The organism is Rhizobium sp. WW_1, from assembly GCF_003610155.1.
In the GTDB taxonomy this organism is placed as follows: Bacteria; Pseudomonadota; Alphaproteobacteria; order Rhizobiales; family Rhizobiaceae; genus Rhizobium; species Rhizobium tropici_A.
The window spans coordinates 324,416-339,723 of the sequence record NZ_RAIN01000003.1 but is presented as its reverse complement, the minus strand read 5'-3'; the positions used below and the strand labels follow the sequence as shown (position 1 = coordinate 339,723).

12 protein-coding genes are annotated in these 15,308 nt (G+C 60.5%); 2 read left to right on the top strand and 10 right to left on the bottom strand.

Annotation, left to right across the window (positions count from 1 at the left end):
* Positions 1–135 precede the first annotated feature (135 nt).
* Positions 136–1,731: a phosphoglycerate dehydrogenase gene (gene serA, locus BJ928_RS11845; RefSeq protein ID WP_047629134.1), complete on the bottom strand. Its 1,596-nt coding sequence runs from the start codon at positions 1,729–1,731 to the stop codon at positions 136–138.
* 146 nt (positions 1,732–1,877) lie between these two features.
* Positions 1,878–3,056 carry a phosphoserine transaminase gene (locus BJ928_RS11840; protein WP_047629133.1) on the bottom strand — a complete coding sequence of 393 codons (1,179 nt, stop codon included), beginning with the start codon at positions 3,054–3,056 and terminating at the stop codon, positions 1,878–1,880.
* 266 nt (positions 3,057–3,322) lie between these two features.
* Here BJ928_RS11840 and BJ928_RS11830 point away from each other — a divergent pair, with 266 nt between their 5' ends.
* Positions 3,323–4,108, top strand: coding sequence for a glycosyltransferase family 25 protein (locus BJ928_RS11830; protein ID WP_052227509.1), 786 nt, complete (start codon positions 3,323–3,325; stop codon positions 4,106–4,108).
* A 10-nt stretch (positions 4,109–4,118) separates the two neighbouring features.
* Here BJ928_RS11830 and BJ928_RS11825 read toward each other — a convergent pair whose 3' ends face one another.
* Together BJ928_RS11825 and BJ928_RS11820 are read right to left on the bottom strand one after the other, a co-directional pair.
* The gene (locus tag BJ928_RS11825; protein ID WP_047629130.1) at positions 4,119–4,940 is read right to left on the bottom strand and encodes an outer membrane protein; all 822 of its coding nucleotides are present in this window, start codon (positions 4,938–4,940) and stop codon (positions 4,119–4,121) included.
* Positions 4,941–5,182: 242 nt separating this feature from the next.
* A complete protein-coding gene (locus BJ928_RS11820; protein WP_047629532.1) occupies positions 5,183–6,034 on the bottom strand; it encodes an outer membrane protein in 852 nt (283 codons plus the stop codon).
* Positions 6,035–6,353: 319 nt separating this feature from the next.
* On the opposite strand from BJ928_RS11820, the gene BJ928_RS11815 reads away from it, so the two are divergent.
* Complete coding sequence (locus tag BJ928_RS11815) at positions 6,354–6,914, top strand: SH3 domain-containing protein (protein WP_047629129.1); 561 nt, start codon at positions 6,354–6,356, stop codon at positions 6,912–6,914.
* Positions 6,915–7,002: 88 nt separating this feature from the next.
* On the opposite strand, the gene glmM is transcribed toward BJ928_RS11815, so the two are convergent.
* The 6 genes from glmM to tolB all read right to left on the bottom strand — a co-directional run bounded on the left by glmM (position 7,003) and on the right by tolB (position 15,291).
* The gene (gene glmM / locus BJ928_RS11810; protein ID WP_047629127.1) at positions 7,003–8,355 is read right to left on the bottom strand and encodes a phosphoglucosamine mutase; all 1,353 of its coding nucleotides are present in this window, start codon (positions 8,353–8,355) and stop codon (positions 7,003–7,005) included.
* Between the two features lie 374 nt (positions 8,356–8,729).
* On the bottom strand, positions 8,730–10,673 hold the full coding sequence (ftsH, locus tag BJ928_RS11805; RefSeq protein WP_047629126.1) for an ATP-dependent zinc metalloprotease FtsH: 1,944 nt from the start codon (positions 10,671–10,673) through the stop codon (positions 8,730–8,732).
* A gap of 115 nt (positions 10,674–10,788) precedes the next feature.
* On the bottom strand, positions 10,789–12,114 hold the full coding sequence (gene tilS, locus BJ928_RS11800; protein ID WP_047629125.1) for a tRNA lysidine(34) synthetase TilS: 1,326 nt from the start codon (positions 12,112–12,114) through the stop codon (positions 10,789–10,791).
* A gap of 5 nt (positions 12,115–12,119) precedes the next feature.
* On the bottom strand, positions 12,120–13,139 hold the full coding sequence (gene ybgF / locus BJ928_RS11795) for a tol-pal system protein YbgF (RefSeq protein ID WP_047629124.1): 1,020 nt from the start codon (positions 13,137–13,139) through the stop codon (positions 12,120–12,122).
* A gap of 161 nt (positions 13,140–13,300) precedes the next feature.
* Positions 13,301–13,834, bottom strand: a complete 534-nt coding sequence (gene pal, locus BJ928_RS11790; protein WP_047629123.1) for a peptidoglycan-associated lipoprotein Pal — start codon at positions 13,832–13,834, stop codon at positions 13,301–13,303.
* A 152-nt stretch (positions 13,835–13,986) separates the two neighbouring features.
* Positions 13,987–15,291: a Tol-Pal system beta propeller repeat protein TolB gene (gene tolB, locus BJ928_RS11785; protein ID WP_047629530.1), complete on the bottom strand. Its 1,305-nt coding sequence runs from the start codon at positions 15,289–15,291 to the stop codon at positions 13,987–13,989.
* Positions 15,292–15,308: the final 17 nt, after the last annotated feature.

The following is a 15,308-nucleotide window of genomic DNA, read 5'->3' as shown; positions in this document are numbered from 1 at the left end:
CCTATGACCCCACCTTATCCACAACCATGGCAGCAACGAAGAAAGCCCGGCGCAACTTACGTCACGCCGGGCTTCCGGATTGGCTCTTGGGAGGAGCGAACTCTTTTGGCGCCGCCCTTCGGAAAGCGAGCAGCCTCAGTCGACGTTGAACACCAGCGGCTTTGCCTGGCGGATTGCCTGATGCGCCGTCAGCTTGGCCAGCACGTCATCGCTGATCGGGCCGTCGACATAGAGAAGCGCGATGGCATCGCCACCCTGCTTGTCGCGGCCGAGCTGAAAGTTGGCGATGTTGACGCCGGCGGAGCCGAGTGCCGTGCCGATGAAGCCGATCATGCCGGGAACGTCGGTGTTGGCGATGTAGACCATGTGGTTGCCGACATCCGCATCGAGGTTGATGCCCTTGATCTGTATGAAGCGCGGCTTGCCATCCGAGAAGACAGTACCGGCAACCGAGCGCGTCATGCTGTCGGTGGTAACAGTCAGCTTGATGTAGCCGTCATAGACGCCGGTCTTGTCGCGCTTGACTTCGGCGAGCACGATGCCCTTTTCCTTGATCATGATCGGCGCCGAAACCATGTTGACGTCGGCAACCTGATTGCGGATCAGGCCGGCGAGCAATGCGCTCGTCAGGGCCTTGGTGTTCATGTTGGCGGTGACGCCATCATAAAGGATCTCGATTTCCTTGATCGGCTCTTCCGTGACCTGGCCGACAAAGGCGCCGAGAACATCGGCAAGCTTGATGAAGGGCTTCAGGATCGGCGCTTCTTCAGCAGTGATCGAGGGCATGTTGATGGCGTTGGAGACCGCGCCCTTGACGAGGTAGTCGGCCATCTGCTCGGCGACCTGGAGAGCGACGTTTTCCTGTGCTTCCGTCGTGGAGGCGCCGAGATGCGGCGTGCAGACGACATTCGGCAGCCCGAAAAGCGGGCTTTCCTTGGCCGGCTCGACTTCGAAAACGTCGAAGGCGGCACCGGCAACGTGACCGGACTTGATGGCAGCGGCAAGAGCCGCCTCGTCGACGAGACCACCGCGGGCGCAGTTGATGATGCGCACGCCCTGCTTCATCTTAGCGATGGCGCTGGCATCGATGACGTTGCGGGTCTTGTCGGTCAGCGGCACGTGCAGCGTGATGAAGTCTGCGCGGGCGAAGAGTTCGTCGAGCTCGACCTTGGTGACGCCCATTTCCTCGGCGCGCTCCTTCGACAGGAAGGGGTCATAGGCAAGGACATGCATCTTGAGGCCGAGGGCGCGGGCGATCACGATGGAGCCGATATTGCCGGCGCCGATGATGCCGAGCGTCTTGCCGGTAATTTCGACACCCATGAACTTCGACTTTTCCCACTTGCCGGCCTGGGTCGAGGCGTCGGCGGCGGGAAGCTGGCGGGCAACGGCGAACATCAGCGCGATGGCGTGCTCGGCCGTCGTGATCGAGTTGCCGAACGGCGTGTTCATGACGATGATACCGCGGCGCGAGGCGGCCGGAATATCGACATTGTCCACGCCGATACCGGCGCGGCCGACGACCTTGAGGTTCTTGGCCGCCTCGATGATCTTCTCCGTCACCTTAGTAGCGGAACGGATGGCAAGACCATCATACCTGCCGATGATTTCGAACAGCTTGTCCTTGTCCTTGCCAAGCTGCGGCTGAAAATCGACTTCGACGCCGCGATCGCGGAAGATCTGGACGGCGGTTTCCGACAGTTCGTCGGATACGAGAACGCGAGGTGCCATGATGGGCCTCCTGAAAATGGTCAGCTAAGACGAGCAATTCCACGAAAAATGCGAAACGGTCTTCCGGTCGGAATTGCGTGAAAACAACGAGAATTTCCGGATGCTGGGCTCCGCCTATCCTGGCGGAGCCATAAACGCTTCAAACCTCAGGCAGCAGCCTGAGAGAGCGTCGCCTTCTGCGTTTCGAAAGCCCAGGCGAGCCAGGGCATCAGCTTCTGCATGTCGGAAGCTTCGATCGTCGCACCTGCCCAGATGCGCAGGCCGGACGGTGCGTCGCGATAGTGGCCAACGTCATAGGCAACCGCTTCCTTTTCGAGGAGAGCGACGAGACCCTTGGCGAAATTCGCCTGGCCATCGGCATCGAGAGCGACGACATCCTTGTCGACGATCTTCAGGCAGACTGACGTATTGGACTCCGTCTCGGCCTTGACGGCGAGATTGGCGATCCAGTCGTTGGCGGCCACGAAGTCATGGATGACCTTGGCGTTGGCATCGGCGCGGCCGATCAGCGCCTTCAGGCCGCCGAGGTTCTTTGCCCAGAGGAGAGCGTCGATATAGTCTTCAACGCAGAGCATTGAAGGCGTGTTGATCGTCTCGCCGGAGAAGATGCCTTCGGTCAGCTTGCCGCCGCTGGTCATGCGGAAGATCTTTGGCAGCGGCCAGGCCGGCACATAGGTCGTCAGGCGCTCGACGGCGCGCGGCGACAGGATGATGACGCCATGGGCGCCCTCGCCACCCAGAACCTTCTGCCAGGAGAAGGTGACGACGTCGAGCTTGGCAAAATCGAGGTTCTGAGCAAAGGCGGCCGAAGTGGCGTCGCAGATCGTCAGGCCCTTGCGGTCGGCCGGGATGAAATCGGCATTCGGCACGCGCACGCCGGAGGTCGTGCCGTTCCAGGTGAAGACCACGTCGCGGTCGAAATCGACGGCGGAAAGATCGGGCAGCTCGCCGTAGCCGGCTTCAAGCTTGCGGACGTCCTTGAGCTTCAGCTGCTTGACGACGTCTGTCACCCAGCCCGCGCCGAAGCTTTCCCAGGCGAGCATGTCGACGCCACGTTCGCCGAGCAGCGACCATAGGGCCATTTCAACAGCGCCAGTGTCGGAAGCCGGGACGATGCCGATGCGGTAATCCGCCGGCACTTCCAGAATTTCGCGGGTAAGATCAATGGCCTGCTTCAGCTTTGCCTTGCCGACCTTCGCGCGGTGCGAACGGCCAAGGGCCGCGTCAGAAAGAGCATCGAGCGTCCAACCGGGGCGCTTCGAGCAGGGGCCAGAAGAGAAATGGGTATTGTCCGGACGGATGTCCGGCTTGGCGAGCTTAGTCATGATGCTATCCTCTCAGATAGAAAGCCCTTCGTTGGGGAAGGGTGTCCCGCCGCCGGATATATTGGAAGCCGCAGCCAAGCGCAATGGCAAAAATTGCGGATGCCCCGCCATCACGAAGTCGTGCGAATATTTTGATGGGATGCAAGGCACGCACAATGGAATCGCGGCAAAATTGGCCTCACAAAAGCTGGTTTCTGTGCCGATCCGTAAGCATATAAGGCTCGGCGCCCGCTGATTTGCGCCGATGACAATAACAAGTGTGCTCGATGTCTCTAACTGCGCTCGCCGAAACCTCTTTTACGCCCGCACAGACCATGCCGGTCTATCTCATCAACATTGACCGTGCGGCGGAAAGGCTCGCTGAAATCCGCCGCCAGAGCGATGAGTTCGGCTTTCGTTTCGAGCGGATCGATGGCATCGACGGCGCCCTCATCCCGCGCGACCAATGGATCGACGTGGATCACGATCGCTTCCGGCTCAGGCATGGCCGCACCATCCTGCCCGGTGAATATGGCTGCTATCGCAGCCATTTGCTGGCGCTGCACCGGTTTCTGGCGAGCGACGACGAAATGGCTGTCGTCATCGAAGATGATGTCGCCTTGGATATCGATTTCCTCGCACGCGCCATGGCGGCGAAGGACGCCGCCCCTCAGGCCGATCTGATCAAGCTCGTCAATCATCGCTGGAATGGCTTCCGCACCATGACGCGCAGCAGCAAGGGAGACATTGTCGGCCGCTGCCTCTTCGGACCGCAGGGCTCGACGGCGTGCTATCTCGTGACGCGCAACGGCGCCAAAAAGATCGTGAAATCGTTGAAGGTCATGTCGCTGCCCTGGGATGTCGCCGTGGAGCGCGGCTGGGACATGCGTCTATCCATCGTCAGCACGCGCACGAATGTTGCCGGCTTCAGCCAGCTGCAGAGAACGACCATGGTCGGCTGGCGGCGCGACTATCGTGCCGCGAAATCCGCTGGCTGGCGGCGCCTACCCGCCCACCTCTTCCGAACCCTGGATTTCTTTCGGCGCATCGCCTACGTGCTGACGACCCCGTAATCGTTGCGCGCTACCAGGTGGTGATCCGCAAGCCCACGCGAATTTCATGGCGCGACAGCGCGCCATCGCGACCCGCCGCACCGCCAGCACCCGCAGCCGAATCATCGAACATGTCGCCGCCTGCGATATGGGAGAAGCGATAGCCGAGATCGACCTTGATATTGGGAGCCACCTCATAGGCGACACCCGCCATCAAGGCATAGGTCATCCGCCAGTCGCTATCGCCGGGATAGCGCGCGCTGACCGAAGCAGCGCCGCCGCAACCCACAGCGCCGTCGACACAGGAGCCAATGGCATTGACGTTGCTCCAGGAAACCCGCGTGGCGCCCAGGCCGGCCCCGACATAAGGCGTGAAACCGGCAAGCGTCCCGAGATCGACATAGCCGTTGACCATCAGACTGCCGGCGCGGAAGGACGAATGCGCCTTTGTGGAGCATCCCGTACCGCCGGCCCCGCCGGAGCAGGGCGAATCGCCGGAAATACGGCCATTGAAATCACCGCTGAAGAGATCGCCGGTGACATCAGCACGAAAGAGATCGTTGAATTGGTAGCCCACACCGAGGCCGCCGGAAAAATCGCCACCGAAGCGGGTCGAATCAAAGCCGTTCGAACTATAATCGCCACCGGCCGGATCATAGGCGCGAAATGTCGTGTCGCCGCGGCTGGCGTTAACCGCATAGCCGACGTCGCCGCGCACATACCATCCCCTGGCATCCTTGACGCTGACTTCCGGCATCTTGATTTCCGGCGGTGCAGCATCTGCCGCAAGGGCAGTGCCTGCCGATGCGCCTGCCATCGCTGCGGCCAGCGCCAAAGCGTCAAATCGGATCATTACCCCTCGCCTTCCATCCTCGGGCTGACGCCCGCGCGCCGAATAGGCTGACCTGCCGCTGCCTCGCGCTCTCCGAAAGGAAGATGCCAGGCGGGAAGCCGCCATTCTCGTTTCGTTAACCATAGGGAATTCATGGTTAATGAAGCTTTAAAGCGACGGAGAATTGCTTAACGGAATGGGCAAAATACAAAAGCCGCCCGGCAGAAACCGGACGGCTTTTCAATAGCTTGGATAGATATTGCTTACTTGTAGACCGGCGGCTGGACCGGGATATCGGCCGGCGGCATGTAGCTTGCGGTCTGGCAGCCGCCGAACGTGTAGCGAGCGCCGATACGGGCCTCGTTCAGATTGATGCCCTTGTCGTAACCCGGGCCGCCATTCTCGGCATAACCGAACATGTCACCACCCTGGATATGGCGATAACGATAGCCCACATCAGCCTTCAGGTTGCAGGTCAGATCGATGGACGTACCGGCCATCAGAGCATAGGTGAAGCGCCAGCTGCCGCGGCCGTTATGCGAAACCGATCCATCGCAAGAATCCGGATTGGCGTCGGAGCAGGACGTGTTCTTAAGATTGCTCCACTTGACGTAGGTGCCGCCGAGACCGCCACCGACGTAGGGTGTGAAGATGCTGTAGGTGCCGAGATCAACGTAGACGTTGGCGAGCAAGCTATAGGCCCTCATTGAGGCCAGGTCGCGCGAGGTCGCCGGCACGGCCGTATAACCCGGACCGCAGCCGCCGCAGTCGCCCTTCGTCGAGCCCTTGAAGTCGGAGTTGAAGAGATAGTCGAACGTCAAATCCGTGCGCAGGTAATTGTTGATCTGATAACCGACACCGGCACCAAGATTGACGTTGCCATCGAGCTTGGCGCTGTTGAAATCGACCAGGCTGGAGTTGGAGCCCTGGAAATAGTTGGCGCCACGCAGGTTCGTGAAGGCGTAGCCGACGTCGCCGCGCAGATACCAGCCGCTCGATTGGGCGACGGTCACTTCCGGCGCCGGCTGGACCGGCTCCGGTGTGTAAAGATCAGCGGAAAAGGCCGACGTGCCGACAAGCAAAGTGGCAAGTGCCCCGATCACGGATTTCATCATGGCTTTGGCTCCAAATTTCTTGCCCATGGCACAGCAAATGCTTGCCAATCGAAAAGACATGACAGCGATAATGGTGAAAAGGAGTTAAAACCTGATTAACTACGAATATTTACCGTGTTTATTCAGAGGTTATACTTTATTTTATATATTAGAAAACATAAATTTATAAACAAAGAGAATGAGATACGATTACTAGGATATTCCTTTCTGCATAAAGCCGCGAAATCCATAGACGCGCGGACGAGAGACTTTTTAAACCAATTGGCAAGAATCGAACCGTTACAGTACGGCGGCCGGGAGATAACTCAGGAGGAAGTCGTTGACTTACCGTCGAACAATATGGGCCGGCCTGGGCATTGCCTTCATCTTCCTGAGCCCCGCCGCCCTGGCAGGCACGATGCCGGTAAAGCCGATCGCGGATGCTGCCACGGCGTGGAACAAGGGGCGCGAAACGGGCCTGCCGATCCCCCGCTATGTGTCGCTCAGAGCTCATAAGGCGCGCATGCGCGTCGGACCCTCGACCATCTACGCGACCAAATGGATCTACATGAAACCCGGCCTTCCCATGGAAATCATCGATGAATTCGGTCATTGGCGACAGGTCCGCGACGATACGGGAGTCACCGGCTGGATGCACAGCGCCCTGCTTTCCGGAACGCGCACGGCCGTGATTGCCCCTTGGCTCACGAAGAATGCCATGCTGCGCGCCGATCCCGATCCGGCCGCAAGGGCACTTGCAGAACTGCAGCCGCGCGTGCTGGTCTCGCTCCAGTCCTGCACCGGCACCTGGTGCCGCGTTTCCGTCAGCGAACATTCCGCAAGAGGCTATATCAGGCAGAATAAGCTCTGGGGCGCCTACCCCGGAGAAATGTTTCAGTAGACGGCTACATCAGCCAGCCCCCGAAAGTAACATGGCCGCCCGGCAGGACGGCCATAGTATATATCCGTTATTACTTCTCTCGATCTTTTCAGGCGGCCGAACGCACGCTTGAAATCACGTCGATCAACCCTCCGACGATGCGCTCGATCTGGCCGCGATCGTCACCTTCCGCCATGACGCGGATCAGAGGTTCCGTGCCGGAAGGGCGGATTACCAGGCGGCCGTTGCGGGAAAGCTCGCTTTCCGCATCGGCAATCGCCTGAAGCACATGAATGTCCTCCAGCGGCTTGCCGCCTGAAATGCGGACATTGCGCAGCAGCTGCGGTACCGGCTCGAAACGGCGACAGACTTCGCTGACCGGCTTGCCTGTGCGCTTCACCGCAGCAAGGATCTGCAGCGCGGCCACGAGGCCGTCGCCCGTCGTGCCGTAGTCGGAGAGTACTATATGACCCGACTGCTCGCCGCCGACATTGAAATTGTTCTGACGCATGTGCTCGACGACATAGCGGTCGCCGACAGCCGTTCGGGCAAGCGACATGCCGCGCGCGTCCAGGAAGCGTTCCAGGCCGAGGTTGGACATGACCGTTGCGACGATGCCGTTGCCGCGCAGCGTGTGGCTCTCGGCCCAGCTCTCGGCGATGACAGCCATAAGCTGGTCGCCATCGATGATCGTGCCGGTTTCATCGACGATGATGACGCGGTCGGCATCGCCATCCAGTGCGATGCCGATATCGGCGCGCACCTCATCCACCTTTTTCTGCAGGGCGACGGGGCTGGTGGAGCCGCAATTCAGATTGATGTTCGTACCGTTCGGCTCGTTGCCGATGGTTACGACATCGGCGCCGAGCTCCCAAAGAGCAGCTGGCGCCACCTTATAGGCCGCGCCGTTGGCGCAGTCGATGGCGATCCGTAGCCCCTGCAGCGTGACATCGCGCGGCAGCGTGCGCTTGGCATGCTCGATATAGCGGTCATGAACACCGTCGATACGCTTGGCCCGGCCGATATTCTCGGCCTTGGCCAGATGCTCGGACATGTCCCTGTCGAGCATGTCCTCGATCCTCATTTCGAGATCGTCGGAAAGTTTGTAACCATCCGGGCCGAAAAGCTTGATGCCGTTGTCCTGATAGGGATTGTGCGAGGCGGAGATCATCACGCCGATATCGGCACGCAGCGAACGTGTCAGCATGGCGACGGCCGGCGTCGGGATCGGGCCGAGAACGAAGGCATCGACACCGGCAGCGGTAAAGCCCGCCACCATCGCATTTTCCAGCATATAGCCGGAAAGACGCGTGTCCTTTCCAATGACGACGCGATGTCGATGACTGCCTCGCTGGAAGATCGTACCCGCAGCGATACCCACGCGCATGGCCAGATCCGGCGTCATCGGAAAGATGTTCGATTGACCGCGAATTCCGTCAGTTCCGAAATAGCGACGTTTCATGTGCACTCCTGTCGTTGCTGCATCTTCGCGAGACATGCAGCGGCACCGATATCGCCGCTCCGAAACCAGCGACACTGCGAACATCGGTGATGTGGCTCATGCCACAGATTGTAAAACTCGGCACTTAAATTACCGAGAACGCCTATTACAACGCGTTACCATTAATAAGCACTAAAAAACTGCATCAGGTCGAGACGGACAATAGTCCAATTCACAGCCTACCGCGTCCGCATTACTTCGCCCCACGCGGCAGTTGCCATCGGGCGCAATCAACATCGGAAGCAGTACCTCCCTTTGTCGTCCCCAAAGCAAAAGGCCAGCCACCCGAAACGGTGACTGGCCTTTCAACCTTAAGGTTTGAACGCCTAACGCATTTAGCGCGGCTGCGGTTCGAAACCGCCTTCGGGTTCATCACCCTTGGCGCCGAGCGAACCGTCCTTCTTCGCGCCGGTCTTCGGCACGGCCGAACCACGGCTCGGAGGCGTGTCGTCGCCGAGATCACGAGCCGGCTTCTCACCGCGAAGGAGAGCCTTGATCTCTTCGCCCGTCAGCGTCTCGTATTCGAGCAGGCCTTCGGCGATCGCCACGAAGCCATCGTGATGTTCCGTGAGGATATCCTTGGCCTGCTTGTAGGCCTGGTCGATCAGACGGCGGACTTCGGTGTCGATCGTCTGCGCGGTCGCCTCGGACACGTTCTTCGACTGCGAGACCGAGTGGCCAAGGAATACTTCCTGCTGATTCTCGCCGTAGGCGACCTGACCAAGCTGGTCGGAGAAGCCCCATTGCGTGACCATGGCGCGGGCAAGCTTGGTGGCCTGCTCGATATCCGAAGATGCGCCGGAAGTGATGTTCTCCTTACCGAAAGTCAGTTCTTCGGCAACACGGCCACCCATCATGATGCAGAGACGCGACACCATCCACGTATAGCTCATGGAGTAACGGTCGCCTTCCGGCAGCTGCATGACCATGCCGAGCGCGCGACCGCGCGGAATGATCGTCGCCTTGTGCAGCGGATCCGCGACGGCAACCTTGAGGGCCGTGATCGCATGGCCGGCTTCGTGATAGGCGGTGAGCTTCTTTTCCGCTTCGGTCATGGCCGAAGAGCGGCGCTCGGCGCCCATCATGATCTTGTCCTTGGCGTCCTCGAACTCCTGCATGGTCACCAGGCGCTTGTTGCGGCGTGCGGCCATGAGGGCGGCTTCGTTGACGAGGTTCATCAGATCGGCACCGGAGAAGCCGGGCGTACCGCGTGCGAGCGTTTTGAGGTCGACATTCGGCGCCAGCGGCACGTTACGGGCATGAACCTTGAGGATGCGCTCGCGGCCGACGATATCCGGGTTCGGAACCACGACCTGACGGTCGAAACGGCCCGGACGCAGCAGCGCGGGATCGAGGACGTCGGGACGGTTCGTCGCAGCAATCAGGATGATGCCTTCATTGGCCTCGAAGCCGTCCATCTCGACCAGCAACTGGTTGAGCGTCTGTTCGCGCTCGTCGTTACCGCCACCGAGACCGGCGCCACGATGGCGGCCGACGGCATCGATTTCGTCGATGAAGATGATGCAGGGCGCATTCTTCTTCGCCTGCTCGAACATGTCGCGGACACGGCTTGCACCGACACCGACGAACATTTCGACGAAGTCGGAACCGGAAATGGTAAAGAACGGCACGTTAGCTTCGCCGGCGATGGCGCGGGCCAGAAGCGTCTTACCCGTACCCGGAGGGCCAACAAGCAGAACGCCGCGCGGGATACGTCCGCCGAGACGCTGGAACTTCTGCGGATCGCGCAGGAATTCAACGATCTCCTCCAGATCCTGCTTGGCCTCGTCGACACCGGCGACGTCCTCGAAGGTGACGCGGCCGTGCGCTTCCGTCAGAAGCTTGGCCTTGGACTTGCCAAAGCCCATCGCGCCGCGCGAGCCGCCCTGCATCTGCCGCATGAAGAACAACCAGACGCCAAGGATCAGGAGCATCGGCAGCAGCGTGCCGAGATAGCTCAGGAAGCTCGAGGAACCATCCGATTCCGGACGGGCGACGATGTTGACATTCTTGGTCTGCAGGCGCTCAAGCAGGCTGTCATCGATGACCGGGGCATAGGTCTGGAAGGGAGTGCCGTTTTCGACATAGCTGCCGACGACGCGGTTGCCCGTGACGGTTACGTCACGCACCCGGCCGGAATCAACTTCCCGGAGGAACTGCGAATACGGTATTTCCCTGGAGCCTGTTTGTGCCGGCGCGTTCTGGAACATGCTGAACAAGGCAATCAATAGCAGAGCTATGATTGCCCACAGAGCGAAATTACGAAAATTAGGGTTCATCGAACTCCCCAGCACTGAAACTTCCGCCGCAAAGCGACGGCATTACTTGATCCCTAACATAGGGTTGCGCCAAGCCGTTGCCAAGGCAAACCGCGTCAGCGCATGTTTTTTCCGTCTATAGGGCCGAAAGCGGCAGACGCCTATAGGCTTCACGCCCAAAAGCGACAGACAGACGATCGGCAAATGTGAGGTCGAATCGTGTCAAAAAGCGGTCGAAGGGCGCAAGATGGGGCCGAAGCACGACGATTGCAGCCTCCTCCCCTCCCTCCACCGCGATCGACGGCATCGCCGCCCCGGCGCGCTGCGTCACGCCTCCCGGTAGATTCGCCGGCAAAATCGTCGCATTTGCCGCTCCCCAGGCACTGACACGAACCGGGGCAGACCCTGAGTTCTCAATTTCGAAGCGGCCATCCCAGTTGCCCTTTTCGCCCGGCAAGACCGAAACGTCAGCGATGTTGCGGCTCTCCCGCATCAGATAAAGCGCATCGCGACGCAGATCGAAAACCACGCCGCCGGCCGTACGACGACCGTGGCTTGCGCCGTTCACAAAAGCGAGAACATGGTCCAGCTGCGCCCGCGCCAGCCCGTAGTTCCTCCCCCCGAAGACGGCGGCAAGATAGGACAAAGCATAGGCAACGACTGCCTCATCCGCAGAAAGGCCAGACCGGCCGATGACGCAGAGCGCATTCGCATGGATTGCGACATGCTCGTCCAGCCATGCAGCCGCCCTGCCGGAAAGCGCCGCGCGATCGGCGCCGCCGTCTACCGGTGTTTCCGCCGCGGGCTCCCTCGCGAGGTCCATGCGCGTGCGCACGCGCTCGTATTTCCTATCTTCATTGCTCGGATCGTCGAGCCAGGATACGCCACGCGTCTTGAGATATGCCCTGATATCCGCCCGCCGGCAGGCGAGAAACGGCCTGACGACCCAGATGCGTCGATCGAACAGGACCGCGTCGGCAATACCGGTGCCGGCGCCATCATCAAGCCGGCGCTTGCCGCGCATGACCATCGTCTCGCGCTGATCGTCGAGCGTATGGGCGGTTACGATCACATCGGCCGCGATGCTGGAGGCCAAGTCCGCAAGCAGCGTGTAGCGCGCTTCCCGTGCGGCAGCCATGATTCCGGTCTCGGGCTTTTGACCCTCCCAGCGACGGACGAAATGGGAAATGCCGTGCAAAGCGCAGAGTGCGGCGACCTCGCGAGCTTCATCGGCGGATGCCGCGCGCAATCCATGGTCGATGGTCGCAGCGGTCAGGGTAATATTTTCGTGAGGATGGGATTTCAGCCGCTCGGCAAGGGCAATCAGGAGCCCGGTGGAGTCGCTGCCGCCCGAAATGGCGACGAGAACATGAGCTGGCTTTTCTAGGGAGTGCAGAAATTCGCTTGCTGCGGCATCAGGCATAAGGGCTGTGGCACTGTCTGTCACAGCGTCAGTGGACATGGCAATCAGCAGGCAAGCCGCTTCTCTTCGCTCGCGACCTTGCCGGTCACGGCCTTGGAGGCCTTGGGGTAGCGCTTGGTGACCTCGCGCAGCGTGGCGCAAGCCGTATCCTTGTTATCGAGAGCGGCAAGCGACATGCCGAGCTTCAGCAGCATCTCGGGTGCCTTCTCGGACGTGCTGTACTTCTGATGCGCATTCAGGAAGGTCTTGGCGGCTTCGTTGTACTTGCCCTGCGAATAGAGCGCTTCGCCGAGCCAGAAATTCGCGTCCGCAGCCCGCGAGCTGCTCGGATAGCTGTCGAGATACTGGCGGAACTCCTGTTCGGCGACACTGTAGTCGCCGGACAGGACGTGGCCGTAGGCCGCCTTGTATTGATCGTTCTCGTTACCGAGCGAGGCCGTCTGCGAGCCCGAACCCGTGCTCGGCGGCGCGCCCGAACCGTTGTTGGCCCCCGTCATCGAGGAGCCAACCTGATCGCCGCTCTGGTCGAACTGGATCGAACCCAGCTCGCTCGGCGGCTTGCCCGCTCCGGCGCCACGCGGCGAAGGAGCGCTGCCATTCTGCGAATCGCTGATGACGCCGGCGATATCATCCTGCTGGCCGCCGCTGCCGCTCTGCGCGGGCACATCGGCCTCGCTCTTCTTCATCGTGCCGCCCGCAGCCGGAGCAGCCGTACCGCCGCCGCGCTTTTCGAGCTGCTGGAAGCGGAATTCGTTGTCTTCCTGCGTCTTGCGGATCTGTTCCTGCATCTGCAAAAGCTGGTAGCTCATTTCCTCGACGCGGCCGTTTAGCTGGCGCATCTGGTCCTCAAGCTGCTGCAGGCGAACTTCGGCATCGCTGTTCTGGACATTGATGACCGGTGCCTGGCCGTATTGTGCTTGTCTTTGGGAATTGCCGGAAGCCGACTGCGCGGAGGCATCGCGGCCTCCGAGATGGATTCCAAACAATGACAAGGCAGAAGCATCGCGCTCGCTACCGATGACGGCAGCGAGACAAAGCATGCTCGCCACGACAAGTTTTCTCATATGGATCTTCCTGTCCTATTGATTCTTCGGGCCGGTGGGCTCGAACAGGAGATTTTTACAATTGCTCTCAAAAAGCAACGGAGTTCGGCCAAAGTGTGGTCAAAAAAGTAAAGGCGGCTCGGGGGCCGCCTTTTATATTTCGATCGATCTTTCTTCGACTATCAGGAGCCGGCGCCGTTGAGCACGGTGACAGCGCGGCGGTTCTGAGACCAGCAGGATTCGTTGTCGCAGGTCGCGACCGGGCGTTCCTTGCCGTAGGAAATCGTCTTCATGCGGTTGGCCGGAACGCCGCGCGAAGCGAGGTAGCTTTTCGCTGCTGCGGCGCGGCGAGCGCCGAGAGCGAGGTTATATTCGCGCGTGCCGGTCTCGTCGGCATGACCTTCGACCGTGATGGAATAGTTCGGATAGCGAGCGAGCCACTGGGCCTGGCGGTCAAGCGTCTGTGCTGCCTCGGAGCTGATGGAGGAACTATCGACAACGAAGAAGACGCGGTCGCCGACATTGACCGTGAAGTCCTGCGGCGAACCCGGAGTCGCATTGCCGGCACCGTTCAGGCCGAGACCGTTGGCATCGTTCGGCAGACCCTTCTTGGAGGCGCAGCCGGCCAGAGAAAGGCCGACGAAAAGCGCGATCATGATCGGGTTGCGGGCGAGGTTCTGCATATGGCCAACGGCCGGGGTTGCGATGCGGCTCATGGCCGGTCTCTCCTTAAGTCTCTATCAGGGTTGCCAGACTGTAACCGGGTTCGGTTAATCCGATTCCAACAAGTATGGTTAATGATGTCCTAAAATTGTCCGGAAACGGTCCAGTCACAGGACTTTGCGGCGATAACGTGGCGAGCCCTTCATTACTCGAGAAGCGGCGACCAGGCGGGGTCCGAAGCGAAGCCCGGCGTCGGGATCTTCTGCTCGTTATAGCCGGTCAGGTCGATCGAGTAAATTTGCGGTCCGCTCGCAGCGGAAGGCTGGCGGAAGAACATGATGACGCGGCCGTTCGGCGCCCAGGTCGGACCCTCGGCGTAAGAGCCGGAGGTCAAGACCCGCTCGCCGGAGCCGTCCGGCTTCATGACGCCGATGGAGAAATTGCCGCCGGCGCGTTTGGTGAAGGCGATCAAATCGCCGCGCGGCGACCAGACCGGCGTGGAGTAGGAACCATTGCCGAACGAGATGCGACGCTGGTTCGAGCCGTCGGCATTCATAATATAGATCTGCGGCTGGCCACCGCGGTCGCTTTCGAAGGCGACCTGCGTGCCATCGGGCGAATAGGACGGCGAGGTATCGATCGCGGCCGTCGACGTCAGGCGCGTCGTGGTGCGCGAGCGCAGGTCCATCGTGTAGATGTTGGCGTTGCCTTCCTGCTGCAGGCTCATGATGACGCGCTGGCCATCCGGCGAGAAGCGCGGCGAAAAGGTCATGCCGGGGAAGTTGCCCACCAGTTCGCGCTGGCCCGTCTGCAGCTGCAGCAGATAGACGCGCGGCTGCTGGTTGGCGAAGGACATGTAGGTCACTTCCTGCCGGTTGGGCGAGAAGCGCGGCGTCAGCACGAGGTCGCTGCCGTCCGTCAGCATGCGTACGTTGGCGCCGTCCTGATCCATGATGCCGAGCTGCGTCTTGCGGGCCGTCTTCGGGCCGCTTTCGGAGACGAACACGACACGGGTATCGAAATAACCCTTTTCGCCGGTGATCTTCTGGTAGATCGCGTCGGCAATGATGTGCGCCACACGACGCCAGTTATCCGGCTGGGCATAGAATTGCTGGCCGATCATCTGGCTGTTGCCGAACGTATCCCACAAGCGGAATTCGGCGCGAAGGCGGCCACCTTCCTGCGTCACGCGGCCGGTGACCAGCGCCTGCGCATTGATCGAGGTCCAGTCCTGGAAGCGCGGGGTCGAGTCCGGATTGGTGATCTTCTCGATGAAGGCCTGCTTGTTGATCGGCGCGAACAATCCGGAGCGCTGCAGGTCGGCGGCGATCACGCCCGAAATCTGCTGGCCGAGCGTATCATTCGACAAAAGGTCGGTGATGGCGATCGGCATGGGCTGGACATTGCCCTTGTTGATATTGATCTCGACCACGGCATAGGCCGGGCTCGCGAGGGCTGCCGTCAGGCCTGCCAGCACCAGCAGGAGACGAACGAAGGATTTTCTGATCATATGTGTCAAGCCTTTCA

What these genes read in the sequence shown, in the direction of transcription:
- serA (WP_047629134.1), bottom strand. Translation starts at nt 1,731, where the DNA reads ATGGCACCTCGCGTTCTCGTATCCGACGAACTGTCGGAAACCGCCGTC.
- BJ928_RS11840 (WP_047629133.1), bottom strand. Translation starts at nt 3,056, where the DNA reads ATGACTAAGCTCGCCAAGCCGGACATCCGTCCGGACAATACCCATTTC.
- BJ928_RS11830 (WP_052227509.1), top strand. Translation starts at nt 3,323, where the DNA reads ATGTCTCTAACTGCGCTCGCCGAAACCTCTTTTACGCCCGCACAGACC.
- BJ928_RS11825 (WP_047629130.1), bottom strand. Translation starts at nt 4,940, where the DNA reads ATGATCCGATTTGACGCTTTGGCGCTGGCCGCAGCGATGGCAGGCGCA.
- BJ928_RS11820 (WP_047629532.1), bottom strand. Translation starts at nt 6,034, where the DNA reads ATGATGAAATCCGTGATCGGGGCACTTGCCACTTTGCTTGTCGGCACG.
- glmM (WP_047629127.1), bottom strand. Translation starts at nt 8,355, where the DNA reads ATGAAACGTCGCTATTTCGGAACTGACGGAATTCGCGGTCAATCGAAC.
- ftsH (WP_047629126.1), bottom strand. Translation starts at nt 10,673, where the DNA reads ATGAACCCTAATTTTCGTAATTTCGCTCTGTGGGCAATCATAGCTCTG.
- tilS (WP_047629125.1), bottom strand. Translation starts at nt 12,114, where the DNA reads ATGTCCACTGACGCTGTGACAGACAGTGCCACAGCCCTTATGCCTGAT.
- ybgF (WP_047629124.1), bottom strand. Translation starts at nt 13,139, where the DNA reads ATGAGAAAACTTGTCGTGGCGAGCATGCTTTGTCTCGCTGCCGTCATC.
- pal (WP_047629123.1), bottom strand. Translation starts at nt 13,834, where the DNA reads ATGAGCCGCATCGCAACCCCGGCCGTTGGCCATATGCAGAACCTCGCC.
- tolB (WP_047629530.1), bottom strand. Translation starts at nt 15,291, where the DNA reads ATGATCAGAAAATCCTTCGTTCGTCTCCTGCTGGTGCTGGCAGGCCTG.